This is a genomic window from Marinomonas algarum, assembly GCF_020532605.1.
In the GTDB taxonomy this organism is placed as follows: Bacteria; Pseudomonadota; Gammaproteobacteria; order Pseudomonadales; family Marinomonadaceae; genus Marinomonas; species Marinomonas algarum.
In genome coordinates this window covers 70,271-97,265 of record NZ_JAJATW010000002.1, presented here as the reverse complement: position 1 = coordinate 97,265, position 26,995 = coordinate 70,271, and the positions used below count along the sequence as shown (strand labels likewise).

The window sequence follows — 26,995 nt, the reverse complement described above, 5'->3', positions numbered from 1 at the left end:
TTTAGCAAAGAGAGGAAGTCTTTGAAATTATTCACCTATTTATCTCATCGTGGTACGCGCCTGATAAAGCGAGGGGGGGCATGTTTCACCTTGTTGTGTGTGATCATGGCAAGTGTGGTTCAAGCCCAAGAGCCAAGTAACAAAACCGTAAAAGAAGCATCAAGTGGCTATGTTTTTTCCCACCAGACAGTCATTGACTTAGCAAAAACCAAAGCACAATCACCTATGGAGCCGGTGGGCAAGGCACCTCAAGCCTTGGTTGATATGGACTATTCGACTTACCGAAAAATTAATTTTCAGCAAAACCAAGCCGTCTGGGGTAACGCGCCTACACAGTTCTCCATGCAGTTGTTTGCACCAGGGTTCCTATTTAAAGATTTGGTGTCCATCGATATTGTCGAGAATGGTCGCGCGGTACCGCTGAGTGTCTCGCCAGATTCATTTAATACACCGACACCAGAAATCAGTGACTTGATCGCCAAAGTGGGCAAGTACGCAGGGCTACGTCTGCACTACCCGATCAACACTGACGAGGTGCAAGATGAATTTGTGGTGTTTCAAGGCGCCAGTTATTTTCGTGCGGTGTCCAAAGGGCAAAGCTATGGACTGTCAGCTCGTGGTTTAGCGGTCGATGTTGCTCAACCAAAAGGCGAAGAGTTTCCCATGTTTACGCAGTTTTGGATTGAACGTCCTGCATCGAGTCAGGATGCTATTGTGGTCCATGCCCTTTTAGACAGTAAAAGTGTCACAGGGGCTTACCGGTTTGGAATTTACCCAGGCAAACCGACTCGTATGGAGGTAAAGGCAACCTTGTTCCCTCGCGTTGATTTGCAGCACGTAGGGGTAGCACCTTTAACATCCATGTTTATGCATAACAGTACAACCGATGTGTCGGATGTGCCGGATTATCGTCCTGCAGTACACGATTCTGACGGACTGCAAATGCTGACTGGCAAAGGAGAAATGCTGTGGCGTCCATTAAATAACCCTGAAAACCTTGAAATCAGTGCGTTCAGTGATGACTCTCCAAAAGGGTTTGGACTGATACAGCGTCATCGTCGCTTTGGTGATTATCAAGATTTGGAAGCGAATTATCATACGCGTCCATCTGCGTGGATTAAGCCTTTAAACGATTGGGGGGAGGGGAATGTGGAGTTGGTAGAAATCCCATCGACGTCTGAAGCCAACGACAATATTGTGGCGTATTGGCAACCTAAAGGCGGTTTCAAAAAGGGAGAATCTTACACTTATCAATACCTTATGACGTGGTCAAACGATACGCCCGTGTCTCTGGATTATCCTCGTATTGTACGCAGTGCGCTTGGTCATAAGCTGTTTACAACAACGCCAGAAGTTGTTATTGACGTCAATAAATTGCCGTATGCAAAAATCGAAGCGTTAACCGTTGAGGCGAGCATGAGCAATGGACAAATCTTAGAGGCTTGGGTTGATAAAAACCCTCATACCAATGGGGTGCGAGTGTACGTCACCTTTGACCCTGAAGAAGCGGACGCATCTGAATTGCGTGTGCAATTAAAACAAGACGAGAAAGCGATTGCCCCTACTTGGTTATATCGTTGGATTAGGGAGTAATGATGTTTAAGGATAAGAAAGCAGCAAAGAAAATGGCGTTAGCCTTGCCTCCTTTATCCACTTTGGCTATGCCAAGACATAAGGTGAGTGAGTCGTCCCAAGCCCGTAAGCCAAGAGGGCAGAGCTTTGCCTTAACGACCTTTTTGTCGCGTGTGTTTGTTCTTATTTGTACTCTAGGCTTATCTTGGTATGGTGCAACAGAAATGTACGATGTGCTAAATACCAACGCTATTGCAGGGTTGCAGTGGGCATTTTTGGTCTTGTTTTGTATTAACTTTACGTGGATTGCCTTCGCTTTTTCTCAAGCGACGCTGGGGTTACTCTTTCAACTGTCGCCTTTTAAACGACGCCGCAAAGAGCAAGAAGTAGAGGGCGTGACGGCCATCCTATTACCTGTGTATAACGAAGACCCTTTGCGTATTCGAGCCAATATCCAAGCCATGCATGACGCCTTAGTGCAAGAAGCGCCTGGAAAGTTTGCTTTTTTTATACTCAGTGATACCAATCGTGCTGATGCTTGGATTGCGGAAGAACAAGCGTTCCGTCCTGTTTTAAATGATGATGCCAGCGCATGTCCGGTTTATTATCGCCGTCGACACGATAACGCAGAGCGTAAGGCCGGTAACATTGCAGACTGGGTGACGCGTTTTGGTGGTGAATACGAATGTATGATTGTGCTCGATGCCGACAGCTTAATGGGCGCTGAATGTTTGGTGTCGCTAACACGAAGAATGGCGGCTGAGCCAGGTTTAGGCTTGATTCAAACCCTACCTACTATTATTCGTGCTAATACCTTATACAGTCGAATTCAACAGTTTGCTAATCATTGTTTCGGACCAATCTATGCGTCTGGTCTAGCAGCATGGCATGGTTACTCATCGAACTTCTGGGGACACAATGCCATTATTCGTACCAAGGCATTTGCGGATGCCTGTGGCTTGCCTGTATTAAAGGGCAAGGCCCCTTTTGGTGGGCACGTGATGAGCCACGACTTTATGGAGGCCGCGTTATTACGTCGAGCCGGTTGGGGAGTGCGTTTTGATACGGATTTAAGCGCTTCGTACGAAGAGGCGCCGCCGTCGCTGGTGGATGTTATCGTGCGAGATCGCCGTTGGTGTCAGGGCAACTTGCAACATAAAGCGTTTGTGTTTGCTGATGGCTTTCATTTCGCAACACGCTTGCATTTGATGTCTGGCATCATGTCTTATTTGAGTGCCGTGTTTTGGTTGCTGCTGATTGTGGTTGGTTTTGCGTTGGCAGTGCAGGCGTATTTTGTTCGCCCGGAGTACTTTGCTAACCCGTCACTGTTTCCGACTTGGCCGGTCTTTGATTTTGAAAAAGCACGCTCTCTGTTTGTTTTGTCGATGATGTTAGTACTCGCGCCCAAGGTGTACGGCTGGTTGGCTGCTTTGCTTAACCTTAAGCGTTGTATGCAGTTTGGTGGCCCGATTTTGTTGACGCTTAGTACGTTGGTTGAAACGCTATTGTCGGCTTTGTATGCGCCTATTTTGATGTTGTCTCAGTTTCAAGTGGTGTATGACGTTCTTAAAGGTCGAGACAGTGGGTGGAAACCACAATCTCGTGATGACGGTGCAACGTCTTGGAGCGTAGCGGCGAGGGCACATTATAGCCATACTTTATTAGGCATAGGGTTAGCAGTTGGGGCGTTATTCTTGAGTAAGGAGCTGTTTTATTGGTCATTACCTATCAGCATGGGATTGGTTTTATCGATTCCTTTGTCTTGGCTTAGTGGTGGGGCAAAACGTGGCAACGTGATTCATCTCCTTGGGCTGATGCGAGCACCGGAAGAGAAACGTCCTCATTCAATTATTCAAAAACAGAGTCATCATGATGCTGAGCTTAAAGCATTAGAGTTTGATGATGCGGTGAGTTCATTGCAGCGTTTGGTATCGGATGCAGAGCTTTTTTATTGGCACCTAGCTCAGATGCCAGAAGACATCCCTAATAAGGCGTTTTGCCGTGCTTGGATTTGCGCTGAATGGCAAATCATTCACAGCGAAGATTTGGAAGGGTTATTGGATCATTTGCGAGAAGAGGAATGCTTGGCCATTCTGCAACACCGGTCTCTTATGTCAGCGATGCAGAAATATTTGCCTTAATACTTTACAGCCCTTCTTGCCGAAGGGCTTTTCATCACATGTCTGCTGCCGCTAAGGCAAATTGCTCAACACTGTCCCAATCTGTAAAGACTTGATCGGTACTTGGGTCTGTGGGTCCCTTGGTCATCCACATAATGAAACGAATCATATTGCGATCCAAGAAGCCGTATTTTTTGTAATTTAAACGACCTGCGAAAACGCCTTTTAAATTGGGCTCCCAGTTCAGTTCGGTCAAAAACTTGATGATGTAAGGGTTGGTGTCTGGCTGACATTTCTCTGGTTTTCTTGCCACTAGATTGACGGTGTAAAAAGCGCTGGGTTTTTCCTCAAGCAGCGCCTTGTGTGTAGTAATGAAATCTGCAACCACTTTTTGATGTTTACCATAGCGGATGCTGGCACCGACAATAATTTTATCATGCTGGGTGAGTGTCTCTGAGGTCACTTCTTCAACAGGAACCAAGGAGACACTGTGGCCTTGCTTTTCAATGCTTTCTTGCATCTTCTGGCTAATTTTAATGGTGTGGCCATCGGTTGTAGAATAGATAAGTAAAAGTGTAGACATAATAGTGTTTGGAAACTGCCTTCGTTGTGATTCATGTAGGTTGATCAATACTGTGACACAGATGTTATAAACACTTGATGCTCGGCTGTAAAGGTCATGGCGAGCAGAAAGTCGATGAGTCAGTCAATTTTATTAGTTTTTTCTAATTTAATGCTATGTTAAAAGATTAGAGACGACAATGTAAGAGGTCAATGCAGGCCGCTTTATTTGTTAAAAAGTGGCTATTGGAAGTGGAAAAGGCGAGCCATAAAGGACATCGCCTGAGTCATCAAGGTTCGAAAGAATGATGTAATCTTATTCGGCAGCACTGTGCTTTCGTGCTCGTATATCCGATTGAGCACTGCGATAGAATTTTGCTTGAGGCTTAGATTTTACAATGTCATCCTCGTCGTCTTCATTGCGCAACAGCAAGAAATCATTCACCCGTTGTTCGTCTAGTTGGTCGGCTTGTATTGCTGCTCGGATGGCGCAGCCAGGTTCGTTATCATGGCGGCAATCACTGAATCGACAACGCTTTTCTAACGCCAGCAGATCAGCGAATTGGTTAATGGTGCTGCTATCGAATTCGGCCAGTTGCAGATCTCGTAGCTCAGGCGTATCTAATAAAATGGCACCAGACGGAAGGATCTTAAGTAAGTCTGCTTGACCCACTGAGCGGGTAGCTTGATTGTCGTTTGAGGCTTGCATTAGCGTAGTAATGAATGCTGATTTCCCTGAGCCGACGGAGCCAAGTAAAGCCACTGTTTTGCTTTTTTTCAAAAAAGGCGAAAGGCAAGTCAGGCTATGAACATCTTTTGTGTTAACTGTCTCAACAATCAGTAGAGGGTCGAGCTTTTCTACTTGTGCCCGTTGTTCTTCCGCATTGTTGCAAATGTCGGCTTTGGTGAGCACCACAACGGGATCCGCTAACGCGTTTCGTGTCAAAGTCAAATAACGCTTGATCAACGCAAGATTAAAATCTTGCCCAAGCGCACAAAGCAGGAAAACGGTATCAACGTTGGCTGCAATGTTGTCAAAGCGGGAACGAGATTCTAGGCATCGAACAAAATTTTGTTGTGTGTCAATAACAACCCAATCTCCAACCAGCATATTTGGCATATTCTCTTGCTGAGTTAGAGTAAAAAAACCGTGTTCGCTCGCCAGTTGGTATTGCTTGGCATTAGGTGTTGTTTGAAATGAACAAATTCGTGCAATGCGGTTAGACTCTAAATCATCCAGTGATAACTGTTGTTGAAAGCAGGCTTGCCAGCCCAAATCCAATAAAGTGAACGTGGAATCCATTGATATTACCCCAAGCGAATGTCGCTATCGTAAAGAAGAAGCACGATGCTTCCATAAAATAGCTTGAACATAAGCGTGCCTATGTTCTGGCCAAAACGTTATAACACCCTGAGTAGGATTACCGATAATGGGTGTTGAATGGCGAGATTAGCACAGTGTTATAAACCAACAAACAGAAATATGTTGGTAATATCAGGGTTATTTTTTTTCCACTATTCGATAGTCTAAACGGCCGGTGATGACGTTTTTATTTTCAGTTGACACACGAAAGTTCGCACTGTTTTTGTCTCTTTTGGGGTTAATAACCGAGAGAATCTGGCCATTCACAATAAGCTGATAGGTCTCTGAGAAGGCTATTTGTAATTCTTCCGATTTTGGGTTTTCAAAAAGAATATTGTCTTTTAAGCGGATGGTGCGACTTTCGCCTCTGACCCATTGTCCAACTAATGGTTGTGTTTTAAACGATTCATTGCCATGTTTTACGGTTGCTTCTGTCACAAAGATACGAATAATATCTCCTTCAAGTGCCGTATCCTGGCGCTCTTTCACTCTTGCATCTAATACAGCAAGGTTTGTATTGGTTTTGCTGATATAGGTGCGAAGTTCTTGCAGGCTGGTTTCAGTGTCTGTCTTGCCAGAAAACGAGAGGGCGATTAGGTCAGGAAATTCAGGGGCGTTCCCCGTGCGTTCTTTTAAAGCAACAAAGTTATCCGTTGCTCGCTGAATATGATCTTCTAATTCTTTTGATAGAAGTGAATCGTCTGTTGAGTTGGCTTCATCTAAAGAAGAAGTTTCATCATCCACCGTTTTTTCAGGTAAGACAGTGTTTTTTTCTGTCCCTGTGTTTTGTGCTTGAATATTATCGATTTCATCCGTGGGCGCGGTCGCTGTTTCTTTCTCTTTTGGGGAAGAAGGTAGGATGATGTTGGTCAAATTGTCGTCATTTTGAGCGGCCGCTTGCTCAGTTTTTGTATTTGGTGCGGTCTGTGAAATAGGCATGGTACAGGCGCCAAGTAAAAGCGAAGCCAGTATAAAACCAGTGCGGAGTGTAGGCATTCAATAATCCTAAGATTAAATCAAAAAATAGCGTTCAAGTATGCGGTATGGCGGGAAATATGTCGAGCCAGAGCCATGGCTCGACACTAAATTAGCTGAGCCTCAAGGGTTAAGCTTGTGCTTGGTTCCATAGAAGACATTCGTCTAAAGTGACACCCTTGCCGCCAAAAATATCCAATGCACTGCCTATGGTTAAGTCTACCTTGCCATTGGATAATTCACTGACGCGTTGTAGGTCAGTGATTGATCGTGCACCACCGGCATAGGTGACTGCCACGGGGCATCCCTGACCAAGGAGAGTGACTAGGTCTTCGTCTATGCCCGCTTGTAAGCCTTCCACATCGGCGGCATGAATAAGAAATTCATCACAATGATTGGCTAATTCGTTTAAATTTTCTTGGTTTACTTGTGTTGAGGTAATGGTTTGCCAGCGGTCAGTAGCAATGTACCAACCCTCTTTTGTACGACGACAGCTAAGATCCAGAACCAATCGGTCAGTGCCTGTTTCGCGTTTTATTTTGTCCAAGCGGTCCCAAGAGAATTCGCCGTCTTCAAATAAATAAGAAGTCACAATAACGTGAGACGCTCCTGCGGATAAATAGCGGGCTGCGTTGCGATTGGTAACGCCTCCTCCAAATTGCAATCCGTTAGGGTAGGCGCGTAGTGCACTCAAAGCTTCATCTTGATTGCCTTTACCGAGGGCGATCACATGCCCACCGGTGAGTTGCAATTCTTTGTACATGCGTGCGTAGTGCTCCGCATTGTATTCGCTGATGAAATTTTCTGTGGCACCTTTGTCGTTAAGACTACCTCCTACGATTTGCTTTACTTTGCCTTGGTGTAGGTCGATACAAGGGCGAAATTGGGTCACAAAAAACTCCTAATCAGTCAAAAATGGGATTGTAACCGATAATTTACCCAGAAACGATGTGGCAAGGCAATCACTTAATAAGGCTGTTACACTCTCTATTTAATTCTGTTAAAAGAAGACCGTTTAAACCATGTTGCAAATTACACCGGCTGTGGCCATCCCCGATCATGAAATAGAGTTGACTGCGATTCGAGCGCAAGGTGCGGGTGGTCAAAACGTCAATAAAGTTTCTTCCGCCATTCACTTGCGCTTTAATATTGCGGCGTCTTCCTTGCCTGAGTTTTACAAGGAGCGTTTACTGGCGCTGAACGATTCTCGTCTGACAAAAGAGGGGGACATCGTTTTAAAAGCACAACAACATCGGACACAAGAATTAAACCGGGAAGATGCGTTGGCACGACTCAAGGCGTTGATTCTCGACGCTCGGCAGGTTCAAAAAGCACGTCGTCCAACGAAGCCAACACGCTCTTCCCAAAAGAAGCGGGTTGATCAAAAAAAGCAAAAGGGTCAGATCAAGAATTTACGGCGTAAAAACTGGGATTAATTTTTAGCCGACAAACGTGAATCTTTCTTGTTTTTCGCAGCAAGGGTTTGTTTGTAAAATGGCACTACTGTCTCGTCATGAATGACGAATATTTCACGTGATACATTAATAACTCAAAAATAACTCAAAAATAACTCAAAATAGGTTTAAGGATTATGAAACTAGAGTCGATTGCACTGCACCATGGTTATACTTCAGAACCCACAACAAAATCGGCCGCGGTGCCTATTTATCAGACCACCTCTTACACGTTTGATGATACCCAACACGGTGCTGATTTATTTGATCTAAAGGTTCCGGGCAATATTTATACGCGCATTATGAATCCGACTAACGATGTTTTAGAACAACGTGTTGCAGCGATGGAAGGGGGGATTGCTGCTTTGGCCGTTTCTTCTGGTATGTCTGCTGTTACCTATGCAATTGAATGTATCTGTGAGGTAGGCACCAACATTGTTAGTACCAGTCAGCTCTATGGTGGCAGTTATAACTTATTTGCCCATGGTTTTCCTCGCAGAGGCATTGAAGTACGTATGATTTCTTCCGATGATATTGCAGGGTTTGAAGCTGCCATTGATGACAATACTCGTGCCATTTTCTGTGAGTCGATTGGTAATCCAGCCGGTAATATCGTGGATATTGAGGCGTTAGCCGTGATTGCGAACAAACATGGTGTGCCATTAATTGTCGATAATACGGTGGCAACCCCGTTTTTGTGTCGTCCGTTCGAGTTAGGTGCGCACATTGTGGTGCATTCACTGACTAAGTACATTGGCGGTCATGGTACGACAGTGGGCGGTGCCATTGTTGACTCCGGTAAGTTTGATTGGGTTGCGAATAAGGCACGGTTCCCTATGCTGAATGAACCTGATCCGTCTTATCACGATGTGGTCTACACAGAAGCGCTAGGAGCGGCGGCTTACATTGGTCGTTGTCGTGTTGTGCCATTGCGTAACACGGGTTCAGCATTAGCACCGCACAGCGCGTTTTTAATCATGCAAGGGTTGGAAACATTAGGTTTACGTATGGAGCGTCATTGCTCCAATACAGAGGCGTTAGCTGAATTCTTAAACAGTCATGAGAAAGTGAACTGGGTGAATTATGCCGCATTGCCAGATAATAAATACCATGCGCTATGTCAGCGAATTACCAATGGTAAAGCATCAGGGGTACTGAGCTTTGGTATCAAAGGCGGCTTGGAAGCCGGTACACAGTTTATCGATGCCCTGCAGATGGTGTTGCGCCTAGTAAATATTGGGGATGCTAAATCGTTGGCTTGTCACCCAGCATCGACGACACATCGTCAGCTAAATGATGAGGAGCTTGCCAAAGCGGGTGTTAGTCGAGATTTGGTCAGGATTTCAGTCGGTATTGAAAATATAGAAGACATTATTGCGGACATCAGTCAAGCGCTCGATAAGGTGTCTGTATAGGTTTTTGTCACTCATGTGAGTCGCTACTGCTTAGAAGTAGATAATTTAGAAGCAGATAAAGCCATAATAAGAGGCCACTCAAGAGAGTGGCCTTTTTTGCGTTATGACCCGTTGAAAGGCGAGGTCAAGCGAATTCTGAAGCGTTTTAACATTATATAAGCATTTTTTTATATGCTTATTTCTTTCACTCTCTTTATCTTGATCTAAAACAATGTTTTTAGAACCCAGTGAAACGATAATACATACTTATAGTAAGCCTCAAAATTCATTGGGGCTACGGTGGACGTTAGATAATAAGAACACCCTTGTAAGAAAGTGTCTGCAAACGTCTTTTTTCTCAGCTAAATGAATGGGTTGAAATCATATGATTAACGAAGCTGTAGTGGAATTATCACGCTTTCAGTTTGCCTTCACTGCTCTGTACCATTATTTGTTTGTCCCTTTGACATTGGGGATGTCTTTTATGCTTGCGATCATGGAGTCCGTCTATGTGATCACAGGTAAACAAGTCTACAAAGACATGGTTAAGTTTTGGGGTAAATTGTTCGGTATTAACTTTGCCCTAGGGGTGACAACTGGTTTGACAATGGAGTTCCAGTTCGGAACAAACTGGTCTTACTATTCTCACTACGTGGGTGACATTTTCGGTGCGCCTTTGGCGATCGAAGGTCTGATGGCTTTCTTCCTAGAATCGACTCTAGTAGGTTTGTTCTTCTTTGGCTGGGATCGTCTAAGTAAGGTAAAACACTTGTTGGTGACTTGGGGTGTTGCGATTGGTTCAAACCTTTCCGCTCTTTGGATCTTGATCGCCAACGGTTGGATGCAAAACCCAGTAGGGTCTGAATTCAACTACGAAACAATGAGAATGGAACTGATCGACTTTGGTGCTTTGGTTTTCAACCCAGTCGCACAGGTTAAATTTGTTCACACTGTTTCTGCTGGTTACACCACAGGCGCCATGTTCGTCCTTGTTATCTCAAGCTACTACCTTCTAAAAGGTCGTGACCTTGCTTTTGCTCGTCGTTCTTTCGCTATCGCTTCTGCGTTCGGTTTAGCGTCTGTAATGAGTGTTATCCTTTTGGGTGATGAGTCTGGTTACGAGCTTGGTGAAGTACAGCGCGTAAAATTGGCGGCTATTGAAGCGGAATGGGAAACACAGGAAGCGCCTGCTGATTTCACTTTGATCGCTTTTCCAAACCAAGAGCTTGAAGAGAACGAATACGCAATCAAAATTCCAGGGTTGATGGGGTTAATTGCAACACGCTCTCTTGATACAGAAGTTCCTGGTATTCAAGAGCTGAAAGAGCATAACCGTCAACGTATTATCAACGGTATTTATGCAAATCAGTTGCTTGAAAAACTTCGTGAGGGTTCAACAGATCCCCTTGTGAAAGCGAACTTCGAAAAAGTAAAAGACGATTTAGGTTATGGCCTATTAGTGACTGCCTTTAATGAAGACATTAACAAGGTAACGTCAGAAGAGATCGACCAAGCGGTTGAATATTCAATTCCTAAGGTCGCACCTCTGTTCTTCGCCTTCCGTATCATGGTGGGTTGTGGTTTCTTGATGCTTGCTGTCTTTGCTATCGCCTTCTACCAAAATGCGCGTCGTCGTATCGGTAGAAACCCAATGTTCCTTAAATTCATCGTGTTGTGTCTACCACTTCCATGGATTGCGAACGAAGCGGGTTGGTTCGTTGCAGAGTTTGGTCGTCAGCCATGGGCGATAGGTGAAATTCTTCCGGTTCATGTTGCTGTCTCTAGTTTGACTGAAACTGAAATCTGGATCAGTCTTGCGGGCTTTACTGCCTTGTACACTGCTTTCCTTATTGCAGAAATGTACTTGATGATTCGCTTTGCGAAGCAAGGACCTTCTAGTCTACACACCGGCCGCTATGCGCTTGAAAAAGAAACTGCTCAGTTGAAGCAGGAGGTATAAGATGGATTACGAACTATTAAAAATCATTTGGTGGGGCCTAATGGGCGTTCTACTGATTGGTTTCGCGGTAACCGATGGTTTTGATATGGGTGTGGGCAGTTTGCTCAGAGTGATTGGTGGTACAGATAATGAACGCCGTATCATGATTAACTCTATCGCACCGCATTGGGACGGTAACCAAGTATGGTTTATCACAGCAGGTGGTGCTTTGTTCGCCGCTTGGCCTGTGGTATACGCCACTGCTTTTTCAGGCTTTTATTTCGCGATGTTGTTGGTGTTGGCGGCGTTGTTTTTCCGTCCAATCGGCTTCGACTACCGTTCTAAGTTAGAAGGTACAAAATGGCGTAATAACTGGGACTGGGCAATTACTTTTGGTTCTGCCGTTCCACCTATTATTTTCGGTGTGGCTTTCGGTAACCTATTACAAGGTGTGCCATTTGAGTTTGACCAGTTCTTGCGTGCAACTTACACAGGTTCGTTCTTTGCACTGTTGAACCCTTTCGCCATCCTTTGTGGTCTTGTTAGTCTGCTAATGCTAATGACTCAAGGTGGAGCATGGTTGCAGATGAAGACAGATGAAAACCTATTGGCTAAAGCCAGCCGCATTACAACCATTACGGGTACGTTAGCTGCTGTTCTTTTCATCCTTGCAGGTGTTTGGTTAGCCTACGGTATCGACGGTTACGTAGTAACCAGTGCCATTGATGGTAACGCTGTTACAACGCCTTTGATGAAAACAGCAGAAGTACAAGCGGGTGCATGGTTAGCGAACTACGATAAGTATCCTCTTCTGATTCTAGCGCCTGTCATTGGTATTGCGGGTATGTTAGTTGCTGCATTGGCAGCGGTTATGAGAAAAGGCGGCTTGTCTTTCTTGAGTTCTTCTTTGGGTATTGCTGGTATTATTGTTACAGCGGGTGGTTCTATGTTCCCGTTCTTGATGCCTTCTTCAAGTTACCCAGGCATGAGCTTGACTATGTGGGATGCGACATCAAGCTATAACACATTGATGATCATGTTTGTTGTGGTTTGTATTTTTGTCCCATTAGTGTTGACTTACACATTATGGAACTACTTCGTAATGTATGGCCGCTTAACTAATAAACATATCGAAGAAAATAAACACTCTTTGTACTAAGCCTTGTGCGAGTATGTATTGGTTGTTTTATTTTGAATAATGATAGTAGATAGGGCTTTGAATAGCCCTATCTCGGAGGAAAGAATTATGTGGTATTTTGCTTGGAGTTTAGGTGTATTGTTAGCCTGCTCATTTGGTATCGTGAATGCTTTATGGTTAGAATTTAGTGGTTATGAAGGTGAAGAGGAGCAACAGTAAACTCAATGTTGAAAAACAAGGAAGCAAAGAGATCCGCTAAACCGCGGCGTGCGAAAACACCAGAAGCCAGTTTTTTAGGAGCGTTGTATCAACAACAATCTTTTAAATATCGTTTAGCGCAAGGGTTCGGTGTTTTGTTCGTAGTGTCCCTCGTGCTCCAAGCGTGGGCTTTTGCAAATGTCTTTTCGGACATGGCACTGCACCAATCGTTTTCTTTGTCACTTTTGTTTATTGGTTTATTTGCTCTATTACTGCGCGCATTGGCTAATTTTGCTCGTGAGCGTATTTGCACCAGCGCAAGCCGTGACATTCGTTACGGCTTGCGCAGTAAGTTGGTGTCGCATCTGACCGAATTGGGCCCAGCTCGATTACGAATTGAAGAAGATGCGGCATTGTCTACACGCGTTTACGAACAAGTTGATGCGTTAGATGATTTTTTCAGTCGCTATAAACCACAAGTGTTTATGGTGCTTTTGATTCCCTGCGTTATTCTCCTTTCCGTTGTTTCTATTTCTTGGATTGCTTTTTTTGTTTTCATGTTAACTGCGCCTTTGGTGATCGTTTTTATGATTTTTGTCGGCTATAAAGCCGCGCAAGCCAACCGCCGCCAGTTCAGTGTTTTGGCCATGCTGTCCAATCAATTTATGGATCTTAGCCAAGGTTTGGCTGAGTTGAAACGCCTAGGTAGAACAGATGAAGCCAGAGACCGATTGTCCTACAGTGCTGAGTCCTACCAAAAAACCACCATGGGTGTCTTGGTGTTAGCGTTTTTATCCACCGCTACCCTAGAACTGTTTGCGTCTTTATCCATTGCGATGATTGCTTTGTACTTAGGGTTGGGGTTACTTGAATCTTTGCCTTGGCAAGAGGGGAGTTCACCAGTCAATCTGACACAGGCCATGTTTTTGTTGTTATTGGCGCCTGAGTTTTATCTGCCGTTACGTCAGCTTGGTAATGATTACCATGCGAAACAAAAAGCTGAGGCAGCAGCTACCGATTTGTTGGAAATTTTAAATACAGGACAGTCTGATAAAGCAGAGCCTGTTTCTAGTTTGAGTGTGACAATCAGTGACATTAACAAAGAAGCGTTTTTGAGCCTTCGAAAAGTAAGTTGGCTAGAAGCAGGTCGACATCGATTGGCACCCATTTCCGCCGACGTATTAAAAGGCCAACGAGTCTGGCTGAGCGGTGAATCCGGCGTGGGCAAGTCAAGTTTATTGCATTTGTTGTTAGGCTTTGAAGAAAGCTATCAAGGGGACTTTTATATCAAAGGTCGTCCGTTTTCAGAAATACATTTATCTGAGTGGCGAACCCAGTTAGCTTGGTTACCTCAAACCCCTGAGTGGGTAAGCGGAAGCATAAAGCGTAACCTGTTATTGGGAATAGAGCCTCCTAGTGATGAAGTATTGAGAGAAGCGCTACAAAAAAGTCAGTGTGATGAGTTTATTGAGGCGTTACCAAATGGTCTTGAAACGTCTTTAACGGAGTTGGGTTCTGGTTTGTCTGGTGGACAAATGCAACGTTTATCTATCGCTCGAGCCTTGTTATCAGAAGCAGATGTCTGGTTACTGGATGAGCCTTGTTCTGGTTTAGACACAGAAACCGCTGAGGCTGTTTTATCAACGTTAGATAAGGTCTCACAAGGAAAAACCTTATTAATTGTCAGTCATGATACTCACCCTATTATGTGGGCAGACAAGCATTGGGCGATGACAAAGGAAGGCTTATATGAAAAAGACCTCTAAATTAACACTTAAACGTCTTTTACTGGCTAACCCTTGGGGACTGGCGTTGCCCGTTTTGGTGGGTACCATTGCAAGTCTGTCCGGCATTGCTTTGCTGGGTGTGTCAGGTTGGTTTATTACAGGAGCGGGGTTGGCGACAGCAATAGGCGCAAATTTGGTGTTCAATTATTTAACACCAGGTGCCATTGTGCGTGGCTTGTCTATTTTTAGAACCGCAGGGCGTTATGGTGAGCAAGTTTCGTCCCATAATCACTTGTTAGGATTGCTTAAAACCTTACGTCTTTGGGTTTGGGATCAGCGTGTGGCAAAAGATGCTGCAAATCTGTACGAACAAACTCGAGGTGATTTGTTACAACGTTTGGTGAGTGATTTAGACCAGGTTATGCGCTGGCCTCTGGTGGTATTTTTACCTTGGATTTATGCTTTTTTTAGTTACTTTGCAGTTGGTATTTTTGCTTACTTCTTGTCCCCTGACTTGATGTTGCCTATGGCGATTGCGGCGTTGTTGCATATTATTGTCGTGCCTTATGTATGTGGTCAATTTTCAAGCCATCAGGTTCACATAGGTCAAATTTTAGGTGTGCATCGACGTAGTCGATTTGTCAGTTTGTTTTCCGCCTTGATAACGTTAACGATTCGTGGGCACTGGAAGGATTATGCTAAACGTTTAGGTCAGTTAGATGAGCGCCAGCGTCTGACTGAAATTCGCATACAAAACACAGTCAGTACCGGCCGCTTTTTTGTTTATATGGTCACCATTTTATTGATTGCGATCAGCATGTATTTAATGAGCGATATGGACCCTAGCACAGGTCGCTTGGTGCTATTAGAGGGGATTCAAGGCACCTGGGTTGTCGGTTTTGTACTCTGCTTGTTAGCTTTAAATGAATTGATGCTCCCTTTAGTGCAGTCTTTTGTTGCACAGGGCCAGTCTCAAGTAGGCTTGCGTCGTCTTAACCAGTTACACCATGTATCAGGCGCCCATTCTGATACTTTGTTTCATTCAGACACAACAATGCAGGCAGGCGTAACAACAATGACGTTTGAGCATTGGCGTGGTTATCACGCATCAAGCGGTATGGGAAATACGCCGTTAGATTTGTCTATTAAATCTGGAGACACACTTTGGATTCGCGGTTCAAGCGGGTCAGGAAAGTCCACATTATTGGCTTCTATTGCCGGTGATTGTTTATCGACAGGGCGCGCGATGATTAATGGTGATGCTTGCGAACCATACGATAATGCACTTTATCAGAAGCAGTTGAGTTATCTGCCACAGCATCCCTATATCTTCCAACAGAGTATTGCGGCGAATTTACGCATGGGCTGCCCAGAAGCGAATGAAGCAGAGCTCTGGTCTGTATTAGAAGCGGTGTCGTTGGCTGATTGGGTTGAAAGTTTACCGGGTAAGCTAGAAACTCTGCTCAGTTCGCAAGGTCGAAATCTATCTGGTGGTCAACGTAAGCGTCTTGCTTTAGCGCGCTTATTACTGCGTAAGGCACCAGTTTTACTGCTTGACGAACCGTTCGATGGTCTTGATAAAGCGACCATAGAGGTGCTTTGTCAGTCTCTTCAAAATGACTATAAACCAGAGATACTGGTTCTGGTCAGTCATATCGAAAGTCGCATTGGCGACAGTGCACGCGTAGTGATGTTATAAAGGCAAATCACAAGGGACAAGGTAGGCAGTGTTAGCGCTTTCTTGTTCCTAATTTGCAAGACTGAGTCTACTTCTTAGTGCGTTAACCTTGAGTAGAGTGCTTATTGGTATCTGATTGCCTATTTGTACACCTTCCAAACCTTTTCACTCCGCATCATCTCAAGATGTTATTGCTGTTGTCCCTCTCAATATCTTACAAGAGATGTTTTGAAGGCGAACGAATGATAAGATAGCAAAGAATTTCCATTCATTGACAAATAACACCTTTATGTCGAGTAATCTTAAGGCTGGCTTGCGATGGCTGTCATTGTTTTCTTGGCCATTTCAGTTAAGGCTACCTGCCTTTAATTGTTAATATATTGGATCGTGCATAATTATTAAGGACGAATATGAAAGACAAAGCACTCCGCTCAACCCTCCTTCTTCCCGTTTTTTTACCCGCGGTGTTCATTACACTTCTTTTAGTTTTGGGGACAATCAGTAACCCAGAATTAGCAGGTAAGGCTTTTAGTGCGACGCTTTCTTGGATAACCAACACATTTGGTTGGTTTTACATGCTATCTGTTGCTATTTTTTTAGTCTTTATAACCGGCGTTGCGGCTTCCCGTTGGGGAAACATCAAGCTAGGACCAGACCATTCTGAACCTCAGTATAGCTTTCTCGAATGGTTTGCCATGCTATTTTCGGCGGGTTATGGGGTTGCGTTACTTTACTTTGGTGTTGCAGAACCGGTATTACACTACGCTTCTCCTCCTGCTGGCTCTCCTGAAACCATAAGTTCAGCGAAACAAGCAATGCAAATTGCTTTTTTCCATTGGGGTTTTCATATTTGGGCGATTTACGGTGTGGTGGGCTTATCGCTAGCGTATTTTGCATTTCGTCATGGTTTACCTTTGTCCATTCGTTCTGCGTTGTATCCATTAATTGGTGATAAAATTTATGGGCCCATTGGTCACACTGTGGATGTGTTTGCTATTTTGGGTACGCTATTTGGTATCGCCACCACATTAGGTTTATCGGTAACGCAAATTAATGCTGGGCTTCATTATCTGTGGCCTTCTATCCCTATTAATACAACGGTTCAAATAATTGCCATTGCTATTATTACCGGTTTGGCAACGCTGTCTGTTGTTGCTGGGATGGATAAAGGGGTAAAGCGCCTATCTATATTAAACATGGTATTGGCGGTTTCATTACTAACCTTTGTGTTTTTTGTTGGCTCCACGATTCATATTCTTGAGTCATTTCTGCAAAACACAGGCAGCTACTTAAACAATATTGTTGAGCGTACTTTTAATTTACAAGCTTATACACGCAGTGATTGGATAGGCAATTGGACCTTATTTATTTTTGGTTGGACGATTGCCTGGGCACCTTTTGTGGGTATGTTTATCGCAAAAATTAGTCGCGGGCGCACTATTCGTCAGTTTGTTTCTGGCGTCATGTTGGTGCCCACGATTTTCACTTTTTTATGGTTCTCTGTTTTCGGTGATACGGCGTTGAATTTAATCATGAATGAAGGCTTAAATTCTCTTATTGTGGACGTTCAAGAAAATCACGCTGTTGCCATATTTAAGCTGTTTGAAGAGTTACCTTGGTCATTCTTTATTTCTTTATTGACCGTTACTCTGATCATTACTTTCTTCGTAACTTCTTCTGACTCCGGCTCGTTAGTCATCGATTCGTTAGCATCTGGTGGTAATTTAGAGACACCAGTATGGCAACGTGTATTTTGGGCTGTATTAGAAGGTTCGGTGGCTGCCGTATTGTTGTTAGCGGGCGGTTTAAGTGCTTTGCAAACCATGACGATTGCAACAGCGCTGCCATTTGCCGTCATCATTCTTTTATCCATTGTCGGTATGTGGCGAGCACTGGTTATTGAGGGACATCGTGAAACGAGTCTGCAAGCAAATACTAATCCCAATAGAAATGTGAAGTCGTCACAATGGAAACATCGTTTAGCGGCTATGGTGGACTTTCCAAGTAAAGACAAGGTCCAGCCATTTATCGAAAATGTTGTGACTAAAGCCATGGGAGATGTGCAAAAAGAGCTGGGGGCTCGTGATTGGAATGCTGTCGTTGAGTACGACTCAGACCTATGCCGCGCACATTTAAAAGTAGAACGACACAAGCATGTCGAGTTTGTCTATGATATTCGATTGACTGAAAATACTGTGCCTGATTTTGTTTACGCTGAGTTGAAAAAAGACATCAGCAATCCAGAGTTCTATTATAAAGCTGAGGTATTTTTACTTCGTGGTGGCCGATCTTATGATATTTTTGGCTATTCCGAAGATGATATTGTTAAAGATATTCTAGATCAATTTGAAAGCTATCTAACCTTCTTAGACAACAGTCCGGGTCAGCTTCCTTGGGACATGGCTGAACATGATGAGATGTTGAACAATGAAAGCACTCAATCATGAGTAAACGAATTTCAATGTAATGACAAAAGCGCGAGTTAAGCAGAGCTCGCGCTTTTTTTATTTGTGTCTGAGGGCGTGAGGTTTTCCTAAGGCCCATAAATAAGGTGTGAGAACAGGTATAAAAGATGTCTGAGTATAAAAATCTCTATGAATTTAACAGCGAGTGGAAGGCAACAAGAGTTGTTATGGATCGAAACTTGAACGATGCCTCCGTATCTTTTTGCGTCACCTTCTCCAATGGTGTGGAAGAGAAGACACTTGAATTTATTCGAGCTGATGACCCAGAAAATATTATTGAATTCATGGATTTTGAATGCGTAACCGTATTAGAAGAGCTAAATGCAGAAAGAGACTTTTGTAAAATAAAAGTGGAATTGATTTCTGACTGTTACTCTGAATTGTGGTGTGATGCTGTTTTATTAAGAAGCGCAGATTAGACGGTTAAAAAGAAGGTTTTTGTGATCTTGATGAGTCTGAACAACACTCTATGATATTGCAAGAAACTGTCTAGATTGCTTGATGTAAACAAGTAAAAATATTGGATATAGAGGTTAATATGTTACTGCCACGCTTTTCTTTTGCAATGAAAAAAACTTTGATAGGGCTTTTAATGAGTTTTTTCCTATTGTTGCAGGGCTGCTCTGTGCTGCAAGAAACACTTGATGTGAGAAAGCCTGAAGCATCAGTAGTAGGGGTCTCAATTGACAGCGTGTCTTTAGATGAAATTACCTTGTTGGTTGATGTAGAGGTGGTCAATGGAAATAGTTTCCCTCTTACTGCAGCGGGTTTTGATTTAGATTTAATCGTAAACGAAAGCAAGCTTGCTTCAATTGTTCAGGCGAATACTCGCCTTTCTATTCCTGCAAAAGGTCGTAATAGTGTTCAATTTCCAGTGACTTTAGCGTTTAACGAGGTGTTGGCAAGTGTAAAAGGCCTGAATGCCAAAAGTGAAGTGGGTTATGGTATTGAAGGGGATATATCAATAAATTTGCCAGTTATTGGTGACATTAAAATGCCTGTTGATTATACCGGCATTCTACCTATACCGAAAAAACCAGAAATTAACGTTAAAGATTTTAATGTTGACTCAGTGGGCTTGAGTGGCATGAAACTGAGCGCCGATGTCACTATCGTTAATCCCAATGCCTTTGATTTGAGTTTGAAGGAAGTGAGTTATCAAATTAAGGCTCAGGGTGTGGCCATTGGGCAAGGGGAAATAGCCGAAATGGTTTTTCCTAAAAACGAAGAGCGTCGTTTAACGATTCCTTTGTCGATTGGTTTAAGTGATATAGGCAGCAGTCTTTATAAAATGTTAATGAGTTCCGATCCGATTGCCCTAGATATGAGCATGGCGGCAGAGTTAGAAACGGGGATACAGGGTTGGAAAACTACTCCCTTAGAGTTTGAGACACAACAAGTGATTAATAGATAGTAATAAAAACAACAAAAAAGCCAGGCACATATTGATGTGTCTGGCTTTTCTTGTTTGCTCGGTGTGGATGTAGAAACACACACAGTAACTAGGAGCATACAACACCGAGGCTAAACGCTTTATCATGGTAGCCACTAACTTATGTTAGCGACTGCATGATGGAGTATTTACGCTGGCAATTTAACCATACGTAGGTAAGGCAATACGGTGTTTACTTCACCGAATTTTTCTTTCGCTTGCTCATCATTCAAAGACAACGCCGCGATAACGTCTTGGCCTGCTTGCCAGTTTGCTGGCATAGCAACAGGCACACCGTAGCTTGCTTGTAGCGCATCAAGAGCACGCAATACTTCAGCAAAGTTACGACCTACTGACATTGGGTACGTCATAGACAATTGCAGTTTCTTGTCTGGGCTGATGATGAAAACAACACGTACACTGGCTGAATCTGCTGCTGTGCTGCCATCAGGTAGGTAAGCGTCCGCTGGCAACATGTCTAGCGCTTTAGAGACTTCTAGAGAATCATCAGCGATGATTGGGAAGCCGGCTTTTGCGCCAGAATAAGATTCGATGTCTGATTTCCACTCTTTGTGTTCTTCAACGCCATCAACAGATAGGCCAATTACTTTTGTGCCGCGTTTTTCCCACTCTGCAGACAACTGTGCAACAGCACCAAATTCTGTTGTACATACGGGTGTAAAATCTTTTGGGTGGCTGAACAAAATCGCCCAGCTGTCGCCGATCCAGTCGTGTAGTTTAAAAGTGCCTAGGTCTGTCTCAAGTTCTAGGTTTGGAACGACATCATTAATACGTAAAGACATTACTGTACTCCTTGGTAATAAAAAAGACATCAAGCAACGCTTGCTCAATGCAGTCATATTAGTCTTGACTAATGTGATGTGCAACGTATTCATTCCTATTAAGCCGATTGGTAAAAATTATCGCTTTGCTTTTATTCGATAGTTTTTTTGGTAGGGGAGCGATTGCTAAGAAAAAACGATGGTTGTGACATATGACAGGCACGCCTATGTTGAGTGTTACGCTGTGTTAGAGTTCGTTTACAAAAACCTTCTTTTTAACCCGTCCATTTCATGGAGTATTAGTAATCCTGCATGATATTATGATGTTTTAATGCAATTATTTATTTAGGCGAACACTGTAATGAAACGACTTCTACCAATCTTAGCCGCCATTCCCTTTTTAATATCCTACAACAGTCAGGAAGAAGAAAAAGTGGTGCCTGAACTGTTGGTGTATTGTGGCATTACTATGGCTCACCCGATCAAAGACATTGCAGCCATTATTGAAAAAGAAAAAAATGTCAAAATACTGATCAGCCAAGGTGGCTCAGAGGATCTTTTCAAGAGCTTATCGACGAGCTTAAAAGGTGACTTGTATCTGCCTGGTTCTGCCTCCTATCGCGATAAACACCTACATGAAGGTTTTTTTGGTGATTACGCTCTGGTGGGCTATAACCAAGCAGCATTAATTGTTCGAAAGGGTAACCCTAAAAATGTTACTTCTGATATCAAACAGTTGTTGAGAAAAGACTTAGCAGCGGTTGTGAGCAATGCCAATACGGGCAGTATTGGTCGTGAGACGAAACAAATTCTTGATCAACATGATCTTTATCGCAGTGTATTAGAAAACTCTGTGTTTGTAACAACGGATTCTAGAAATTTAAATCGAGCTTTAAGGGAAGGCGAAGCAGACGTCATTATGAATTGGCGGGCGACGGCTTTTTTTGAAGAAAATAGGGATTATATGGATATTGTAGACCTTTCTATCAAAGACGCGGAACCTAAAAAACTCATCTTAAACACACTTACTTTTTCTAAGCAGCCAGAGATAAGTCGTTACTTCATTGAAGTAGCAACGTCAGAAAGAGGACAAAAAATCTTTCGTGACTACGGCTTCCTAGGAGCGGCAGACATCAAACAGTAGTTCGTTCTATTGAGCTCTACTCTTTTTTTATTAATGATACTGGTTGATGTCCATGAAAAACGTTCTTTTGTCTAAAAAACTTCACAATGAAATTGCCTCTACGAAAGGCGTCAAACCTTTCTGGATTTATATTCAAGCCGTGATCTACCTCGTTGGGTTTATAGCGGTTTTCTTGATGAATATGGTATTTGATAATATCAATGAAGAGTTGAACAAAGATATTGTCAATCAGAAAACTCGGCTCAGTATTGGTGAGTTGATTGTTTTTGACCTGAAAAAAATAGAATCCTCATTTTACCAAATTGCCACAACATCAAACGTAAGAGGACAAGCTTACGTACGTAAACAACTTCAATACAGTCTTGATGATTTAAACGATATTCTTAAGGTTCTTGAAAATGGTGGCACAATACGACGAGATACACGTCTTAATATTGAGAGCCAAGAAACGATGCGTCGTACTTTTACTTATCACCGTGAGGTTAACGATGATAAATATATTTTAGAAGTTATTGATTTAAAGCCAAAATTGCTTGAAATCGAAAAAGAAAGTAATCGTCTTATTGCCTTGTTAGCAGAACGAGAGTCATTAAGAGCATCTGATGATATTGCAGCGTATTCAGAATCGATTGATAAAGTAAAAGTGTACCTCATTACCTTGCCTCAACTCTTTGTGCGAGCCATGGAAAATGCCAATATTTTATTTTATCAAAGTCAAAAAGAAGTAGACATATTAGAGCGCAGCATTGAAGAGAAGCGTGAAAACTATAAAACCATTCAAATTTGGTTGTCTATTGTTATTGTGGTGATTGTTTTACTGATCAGCTTCCGAATTTTACGCCAGTTACAAACATCACAATATCGACTGCAAGAACTGGCTAAAAATTTAGAGTTTCAGAAGTTTGCACTCGATCAGCATGCCATTGTGTCATCCACCGATATCGACGGTAATATTGTTTACGCTAATGATAAGTTCTGTGAAATAACGGGGTATGATCGCAGTGAATTATTAGGTAAAAACCACTCTATTTTTAAGTCGGGAGAACACCCGCAGTCCTATTATAAGGAATTATGGGACACCATTGCCTCTAGCAAAGTCTGGCGTGGTGAGCTGAAAAATCGCAATAAAGATGGCAGTTTCAGCTGGTTGTCTGCCACAATCGTTCCTTTGTTAGATCACGCGGGTAAACCGTTTCAGTATTTCGCCATAAGAACGGATGTGACCTCTAGAAAAGAGATGGAAGGCACCATTAAAGAAAGCAACCGTTTCTTACAGAACCTGACAAATACCATGGGTGAGGGGGTGTATGCCGTTAACAAAGAAGGAAACTGCGTTTATATCAACCCCAAAGCATTAGAGCTGGTTCGCTATCAGGAAGAAGAGGTTTTTGGTCGAAACATGCATGATCTGATTCATCAGCATAACCGTGATGGCGACCTAGTTGCCTCCCATCAATGCCCTATCTTACAAAGCATGTATGAACACCAACAATTTGAATCAGAAGATGAATGGTTTCATACTAAGTCTGGCCATGGCTTCCCCGTCTCTGTTACCGCGGTGCCTATTCTCAATGAAGGCGAATTTGATGGCTATGTAGCTGTGTTCCAAGATATTTCATTGAGAAAAGAAACGGAAGAAAGTCTTCAAATAGCAAAAATACAAGCAGAAGAAGCCAATCGATCTAAAAGTCATTTCTTGGCAAATATGAGCCATGAAATTCGCACCCCGATGAATGCCATAATCGGTATGTCTTATTTGGCACTTCAGTCTGATTTAAATGATAAACAACGCAATTATGTTGATAAAATCAATCGCTCAGCAGGTTCCCTGTTGACCATTATTAACGATATCCTTGACTTATCAAAAGTGGAAGCCGGTAAGTTAGAGCTAGAGAATTCAGAGTTCTTTATTTATGAAGTATTTACGGACCTTGCAAGTATCACCAGTATTAAAGCAGAGGAAAAAGGCTTAGAGCTTCTATTTGATATTGATAATAAGATACCTAATTGGTTAATAGGTGATTCAACACGGTTAAGCCAAGTTCTAATGAACCTATGTAACAATGCGATTAAGTTTACCGAAAAAGGTGAAATTATTGTTTCTGTTAAAGTCGCCTCTATTACAAACGGTAAAGTAGAGCTCAGCTTCTCGATAAAAGACACAGGCATTGGTGTATCAAAAGAGCAGATGAAGCGACTCTTTATGCCGTTCCAGCAAGCCGATGTATCGACCACCCGTAAATTTGGTGGTACAGGGTTGGGCCTTTCTATTAGTAAAAAACTTGTGTCACTTATGAATGGTGAGATTTGGATGGAGAGTGAACTTGGTCAAGGCAGTACCTTCTTCTTCACGGCAAATTTTGACATCTGCAAAGAAAAGCCTGTTGACTCCTGTAACTTTGAAGGTCTAAAAGACTTAAATGGTGCGAAGGTCTTAGTGATTGATGACAATGACAACGCCCGAGAAATTTTTACGTCGATGTTATCCAATTACAACATGTTGCCTGATTCACTGGAAAGTGCCGGTGAGTTGCTTGATCTTATTAACAATAGTAACAAGATAAATGACTATGACGTGATCCTGCTTGATTGGCAGTTGCCTGATAAGAATGGGGTTGAGTTACTAGAATGTATCGATGAAAGTAAACGGTCATTTTTACCGCCGATTGTTATGATGACAGCGTATGGCAACGGTGAGTTGGACAGAGCGCTAAGAGACGCTGATCAGAATGTATCTCAGATATTAACGAAGCCTATAACACCTTGTGCCTTGTTGATTAGTATGCGTTTAGCCCTTGGGTTAACGGTAGAGGGACTATCGGGTGCTCAACGGGAAATCAAAGAAGAGAGCAATGATTTGCCTCAACAGCTGGCAGGCAAGAAGATTTTGTTGGTTGAAGATAATCTCTTTAATCAAGAGGTGGCTTTTGAACTCTTATCAAGTTACGACATTGACGTAACGATTGCAGAAAACGGTTTAGAGGCCTTGAATAAAATTCAAACCAAAGCCTTTGATTGTGTCCTAATGGACTGTCAGATGCCGATCATGGACGGTTACACAGCAACACAGAAAATTCGTGAGCAGTCTTGTTATGCTGACTTGCCGATTATTGCTATGACAGCCAATGCGATGCATGAGGAAGTGGCTTATATGATGGAGTGCGGGATGAATGATCATATCCCGAAACCCATTGACGTGCAGCAAATGCTATCAACCTTAAAAAAATGGATGATAGAAAAAAATCCGTTGGCCTCTGCTGGTGTAGTAGAAACTGGAAGCACTGAGTTGGCGGTTTTAGACGCAACAAAAGCCATGGCTCGGATGGGAATCGGTGAAGAAAGCTACTATAAGTTACTGGTGAAGTTCTTAGAACACGAGCACACTTTCCAAGCAGATTTACAGTCCGCTTTAAGCGAAAACAGCAACGAAACGGCCGTACGTTTATTTCATACACTAAAAGGCATCGCTGCGACCATCGGTGCTGAAGCGCTGTCGGACGTTGCGAAAATGTGTGAAGTGAGTATGGTGTCTGAATCGTTTGGAACGACGCTTCAGGATAAACTCTTTCATCAGTCAAATTTGGTGGTGACAGAAATCCGTCAACGTTTAGCAGCACGACAAACCACAGAAGACGATGACCAAGCGACGCTTTCAAAAGAAGAGATACAAGAAAAATTTGTGGTACTACGAGAGTTATTAGAAGAGTTTGACAGTGATGCAGAAAGTATATTGGACGACATTTTAGCCGCGTCTACGGATATCTCTCACAAAACTAAACTAGAGAGCCTTGCTAAAGCCATTCGACAATATGATTTTGAAACAGCGCTGACTTTATTAGAGGCCGTTGAGCATGGATAAAAACATACAGCCATCGATTGATAAACAGAGTGTACTGATTGTCGATGATACGCCAGAAAACATCGATGTCTTAAAAGGGATTCTGGGCAAAGAGTATCAAATTCGAGCGGCGACGAACGGTCTCACAGCGCTTAAAATCGCTGAGAGTAAGCAGCCTGATATTATCCTACTTGATATTATGATGCCTGAAATGGATGGCTATGAAGTATGTCGCCGTCTGAAGGCAAACCCAAATACAGTGAAGATCCCTGTTATTTTTGTTACCGCCATGGCAGAAGCGGAAGACGAAGAGTTTGGCTTAAACCTGGGGGTTGTGGATTACATTACAAAACCGATTAACGCGTCAATCACGCGCGCCAGAGTAAAAAACCATTTAGCCATGCAAGATCAGCGTTTGGCGTGTGAAAAAGAGGTAAGAAGTCGGACTCAGGAATTAGAAGAATCTAATCGGGCGGCAATCTTTATGTTGGGTGACGCAGGGCATTATAACGACACTGACACGGGTGCTCATATTTGGCGTATGGCTGCTTATTCTGGCGCTTTGGCGAGAAAGTTAAACTGGCATGTTGATGATGTCAAAATGCTGGAACTGGCCGCTCCGATGCATGATACCGGCAAAATTGGCATCGCTGATTCTATTTTAAAAGCCCCTCGTAAGCTCACGTCGGAAGAGTGGGAGGTAATGAAAACACACAGTATGATTGGGTATCAAATACTGAGTCAGAGTCACTCACCTGTTTTTCAGTTAGCTGCTGAGATTGCCCTTAGCCATCATGAGAGATGGGATGGTACAGGCTACCCAAATGGAGCCCTTGCAGAGGCCATACCTGAGTCGGCGCGTATTGTGGCCATTGCGGATGTGTTTGATGCGTTAACCATGAAGCGACCTTACAAAGAAGAGTGGTCTGTCGACAGAGCACTAGAGACTATTGCAAAAGATGCAGGATCGCATTTTGATCCTAGATTAGTAGAAGCATTTTTATCCATAAAAGAAGAGATCATAGACATTAAAAAGAATTGGGATACTGACAGTCAAGATCATGCCGTTGATCTTTAATACTATTTAGCTCTAATGCCAATGTCGTATACAAGTAACCTGTACTCAAACAGAGACACCGCTTCGGGCGATGTATGGGTAAAATTCACTACCGTCAATCGAATGGGGAATCAAGCGTCATTAACAGGTGTGTCATA

At 43.1% G+C, this 26,995-nt stretch carries 20 protein-coding genes; 15 read left to right on the top strand and 5 right to left on the bottom strand.

Going from position 1 to position 26,995, the window contains the following annotated elements:
• The first annotated feature begins 21 nt into the window (after positions 1–21).
• Both LG368_RS02220 and mdoH read left to right on the top strand, forming a co-directional pair.
• Positions 22–1,593, top strand: coding sequence for a glucan biosynthesis protein G (locus tag LG368_RS02220; RefSeq protein ID WP_226753098.1), 1,572 nt, complete (start codon positions 22–24; stop codon positions 1,591–1,593).
• Positions 1,593–3,713: a glucans biosynthesis glucosyltransferase MdoH gene (gene mdoH / locus LG368_RS02215; RefSeq protein ID WP_226753097.1), complete on the top strand. Its 2,121-nt coding sequence runs from the start codon at positions 1,593–1,595 to the stop codon at positions 3,711–3,713. Before LG368_RS02220 ends, mdoH begins: the two co-directional genes overlap by 1 nt.
• Positions 3,714–3,747: 34 nt before the next feature.
• Here the strand turns inward: mdoH and hemG are convergent, their stop codons facing one another.
• The 4 genes from hemG to hisA all read right to left on the bottom strand — a co-directional run bounded on the left by hemG (position 3,748) and on the right by hisA (position 7,483).
• Positions 3,748–4,275 carry a menaquinone-dependent protoporphyrinogen IX dehydrogenase gene (gene hemG, locus LG368_RS02210; protein WP_226753096.1) on the bottom strand — a complete coding sequence of 176 codons (528 nt, stop codon included), beginning with the start codon at positions 4,273–4,275 and terminating at the stop codon, positions 3,748–3,750.
• 294 nt (positions 4,276–4,569) lie between these two features.
• Entirely contained in the window at positions 4,570–5,556 is a 987-nt protein-coding gene (gene rsgA / locus LG368_RS02205) for a GTPase RsgA (RefSeq protein WP_226753095.1), read from the bottom strand.
• A 198-nt stretch (positions 5,557–5,754) separates the two neighbouring features.
• On the bottom strand, positions 5,755–6,612 hold the full coding sequence (locus tag LG368_RS02200; RefSeq protein WP_226753094.1) for a hypothetical protein: 858 nt from the start codon (positions 6,610–6,612) through the stop codon (positions 5,755–5,757).
• 109 nt (positions 6,613–6,721) lie between these two features.
• Entirely contained in the window at positions 6,722–7,483 is a 762-nt protein-coding gene (gene hisA, locus LG368_RS02195) for a phosphoribosylformimino-5-aminoimidazole carboxamide ribotide isomerase (RefSeq protein WP_226753093.1), read from the bottom strand.
• Positions 7,484–7,613: 130 nt separating this feature from the next.
• Between hisA and arfB the strand changes: the two genes are divergently transcribed.
• The 10 genes from arfB (at position 7,614) to LG368_RS02145 (ending at position 19,998) form a co-directional block, all read left to right on the top strand.
• Positions 7,614–8,027: an alternative ribosome rescue aminoacyl-tRNA hydrolase ArfB gene (gene arfB / locus LG368_RS02190; RefSeq protein ID WP_226753092.1), complete on the top strand. Its 414-nt coding sequence runs from the start codon at positions 7,614–7,616 to the stop codon at positions 8,025–8,027.
• A gap of 155 nt (positions 8,028–8,182) precedes the next feature.
• The gene (locus LG368_RS02185; protein WP_226753091.1) at positions 8,183–9,460 is read left to right on the top strand and encodes an O-acetylhomoserine aminocarboxypropyltransferase/cysteine synthase family protein; all 1,278 of its coding nucleotides are present in this window, start codon (positions 8,183–8,185) and stop codon (positions 9,458–9,460) included.
• Positions 9,461–9,824: 364 nt separating this feature from the next.
• Positions 9,825–11,399, top strand: coding sequence for a cytochrome ubiquinol oxidase subunit I (locus LG368_RS02180; RefSeq protein ID WP_226753090.1), 1,575 nt, complete (start codon positions 9,825–9,827; stop codon positions 11,397–11,399).
• Position 11,400: 1 nt separating this feature from the next.
• On the top strand, positions 11,401–12,537 hold the full coding sequence (gene cydB, locus LG368_RS02175; RefSeq protein ID WP_226753089.1) for a cytochrome d ubiquinol oxidase subunit II: 1,137 nt from the start codon (positions 11,401–11,403) through the stop codon (positions 12,535–12,537).
• An 87-nt stretch (positions 12,538–12,624) separates the two neighbouring features.
• Complete coding sequence (gene cydX, locus LG368_RS02170; RefSeq protein ID WP_226753088.1) at positions 12,625–12,735, top strand: cytochrome bd-I oxidase subunit CydX; 111 nt, start codon at positions 12,625–12,627, stop codon at positions 12,733–12,735.
• A gap of 5 nt (positions 12,736–12,740) precedes the next feature.
• Positions 12,741–14,480 carry a thiol reductant ABC exporter subunit CydD gene (gene cydD / locus LG368_RS02165; RefSeq protein WP_226753087.1) on the top strand — a complete coding sequence of 580 codons (1,740 nt, stop codon included), beginning with the start codon at positions 12,741–12,743 and terminating at the stop codon, positions 14,478–14,480.
• Positions 14,464–16,140 (top strand): amino acid ABC transporter ATP-binding/permease protein, encoded by a 1,677-nt coding sequence (locus LG368_RS02160; protein ID WP_226753086.1) that lies wholly within the window; start codon positions 14,464–14,466, stop codon positions 16,138–16,140. The genes cydD and LG368_RS02160 overlap by 17 nt, the downstream gene beginning before the upstream one ends.
• A gap of 389 nt (positions 16,141–16,529) precedes the next feature.
• Positions 16,530–18,566: a BCCT family transporter gene (locus LG368_RS02155; protein WP_226753085.1), complete on the top strand. Its 2,037-nt coding sequence runs from the start codon at positions 16,530–16,532 to the stop codon at positions 18,564–18,566.
• 125 nt (positions 18,567–18,691) lie between these two features.
• The gene (locus LG368_RS02150; protein WP_226753084.1) at positions 18,692–19,003 is read left to right on the top strand and encodes a hypothetical protein; all 312 of its coding nucleotides are present in this window, start codon (positions 18,692–18,694) and stop codon (positions 19,001–19,003) included.
• 101 nt (positions 19,004–19,104) lie between these two features.
• Positions 19,105–19,998: an LEA/WHy family protein gene (locus tag LG368_RS02145; protein WP_226753083.1), complete on the top strand. Its 894-nt coding sequence runs from the start codon at positions 19,105–19,107 to the stop codon at positions 19,996–19,998.
• A 167-nt stretch (positions 19,999–20,165) separates the two neighbouring features.
• On the opposite strand, the gene LG368_RS02140 is transcribed toward LG368_RS02145, so the two are convergent.
• Complete coding sequence (locus LG368_RS02140; RefSeq protein WP_226753082.1) at positions 20,166–20,819, bottom strand: peroxiredoxin; 654 nt, start codon at positions 20,817–20,819, stop codon at positions 20,166–20,168.
• Between the two features lie 340 nt (positions 20,820–21,159).
• Between LG368_RS02140 and LG368_RS02135 the strand changes: the two genes are divergently transcribed.
• Genes LG368_RS02135 through LG368_RS02125 form a run of 3 tightly spaced genes read left to right on the top strand, consistent with a single transcriptional unit; the run spans position 21,160 to position 26,858 of the window.
• Positions 21,160–21,942 carry a substrate-binding domain-containing protein gene (locus LG368_RS02135; protein ID WP_226753081.1) on the top strand — a complete coding sequence of 261 codons (783 nt, stop codon included), beginning with the start codon at positions 21,160–21,162 and terminating at the stop codon, positions 21,940–21,942.
• A 52-nt stretch (positions 21,943–21,994) separates the two neighbouring features.
• Positions 21,995–25,801: a response regulator gene (locus LG368_RS02130; protein WP_226753080.1), complete on the top strand. Its 3,807-nt coding sequence runs from the start codon at positions 21,995–21,997 to the stop codon at positions 25,799–25,801.
• A complete protein-coding gene (locus tag LG368_RS02125; protein ID WP_226753079.1) occupies positions 25,794–26,858 on the top strand; it encodes an HD domain-containing phosphohydrolase in 1,065 nt (354 codons plus the stop codon). The genes LG368_RS02130 and LG368_RS02125 overlap by 8 nt, the downstream gene beginning before the upstream one ends.
• Positions 26,859–26,995 lie beyond the last annotated feature (137 nt).

What these genes read in the sequence shown, in the direction of transcription:
- mdoH (WP_226753097.1), top strand. Translation starts at nt 1,593, where the DNA reads ATGATGTTTAAGGATAAGAAAGCAGCAAAGAAAATGGCGTTAGCCTTG.
- hemG (WP_226753096.1), bottom strand. Translation starts at nt 4,275, where the DNA reads ATGTCTACACTTTTACTTATCTATTCTACAACCGATGGCCACACCATT.
- rsgA (WP_226753095.1), bottom strand. Translation starts at nt 5,556, where the DNA reads ATGGATTCCACGTTCACTTTATTGGATTTGGGCTGGCAAGCCTGCTTT.
- LG368_RS02200 (WP_226753094.1), bottom strand. Translation starts at nt 6,612, where the DNA reads ATGCCTACACTCCGCACTGGTTTTATACTGGCTTCGCTTTTACTTGGC.
- arfB (WP_226753092.1), top strand. Translation starts at nt 7,614, where the DNA reads ATGTTGCAAATTACACCGGCTGTGGCCATCCCCGATCATGAAATAGAG.
- LG368_RS02185 (WP_226753091.1), top strand. Translation starts at nt 8,183, where the DNA reads ATGAAACTAGAGTCGATTGCACTGCACCATGGTTATACTTCAGAACCC.
- LG368_RS02180 (WP_226753090.1), top strand. Translation starts at nt 9,825, where the DNA reads ATGATTAACGAAGCTGTAGTGGAATTATCACGCTTTCAGTTTGCCTTC.
- cydB (WP_226753089.1), top strand. Translation starts at nt 11,401, where the DNA reads ATGGATTACGAACTATTAAAAATCATTTGGTGGGGCCTAATGGGCGTT.
- cydX (WP_226753088.1), top strand. Translation starts at nt 12,625, where the DNA reads ATGTGGTATTTTGCTTGGAGTTTAGGTGTATTGTTAGCCTGCTCATTT.
- cydD (WP_226753087.1), top strand. Translation starts at nt 12,741, where the DNA reads ATGTTGAAAAACAAGGAAGCAAAGAGATCCGCTAAACCGCGGCGTGCG.
- LG368_RS02160 (WP_226753086.1), top strand. Translation starts at nt 14,464, where the DNA reads ATGAAAAAGACCTCTAAATTAACACTTAAACGTCTTTTACTGGCTAAC.
- LG368_RS02155 (WP_226753085.1), top strand. Translation starts at nt 16,530, where the DNA reads ATGAAAGACAAAGCACTCCGCTCAACCCTCCTTCTTCCCGTTTTTTTA.
- LG368_RS02150 (WP_226753084.1), top strand. Translation starts at nt 18,692, where the DNA reads ATGTCTGAGTATAAAAATCTCTATGAATTTAACAGCGAGTGGAAGGCA.
- LG368_RS02140 (WP_226753082.1), bottom strand. Translation starts at nt 20,819, where the DNA reads ATGTCTTTACGTATTAATGATGTCGTTCCAAACCTAGAACTTGAGACA.
- LG368_RS02135 (WP_226753081.1), top strand. Translation starts at nt 21,160, where the DNA reads ATGAAACGACTTCTACCAATCTTAGCCGCCATTCCCTTTTTAATATCC.
- LG368_RS02130 (WP_226753080.1), top strand. Translation starts at nt 21,995, where the DNA reads ATGAAAAACGTTCTTTTGTCTAAAAAACTTCACAATGAAATTGCCTCT.
- LG368_RS02125 (WP_226753079.1), top strand. Translation starts at nt 25,794, where the DNA reads ATGGATAAAAACATACAGCCATCGATTGATAAACAGAGTGTACTGATT.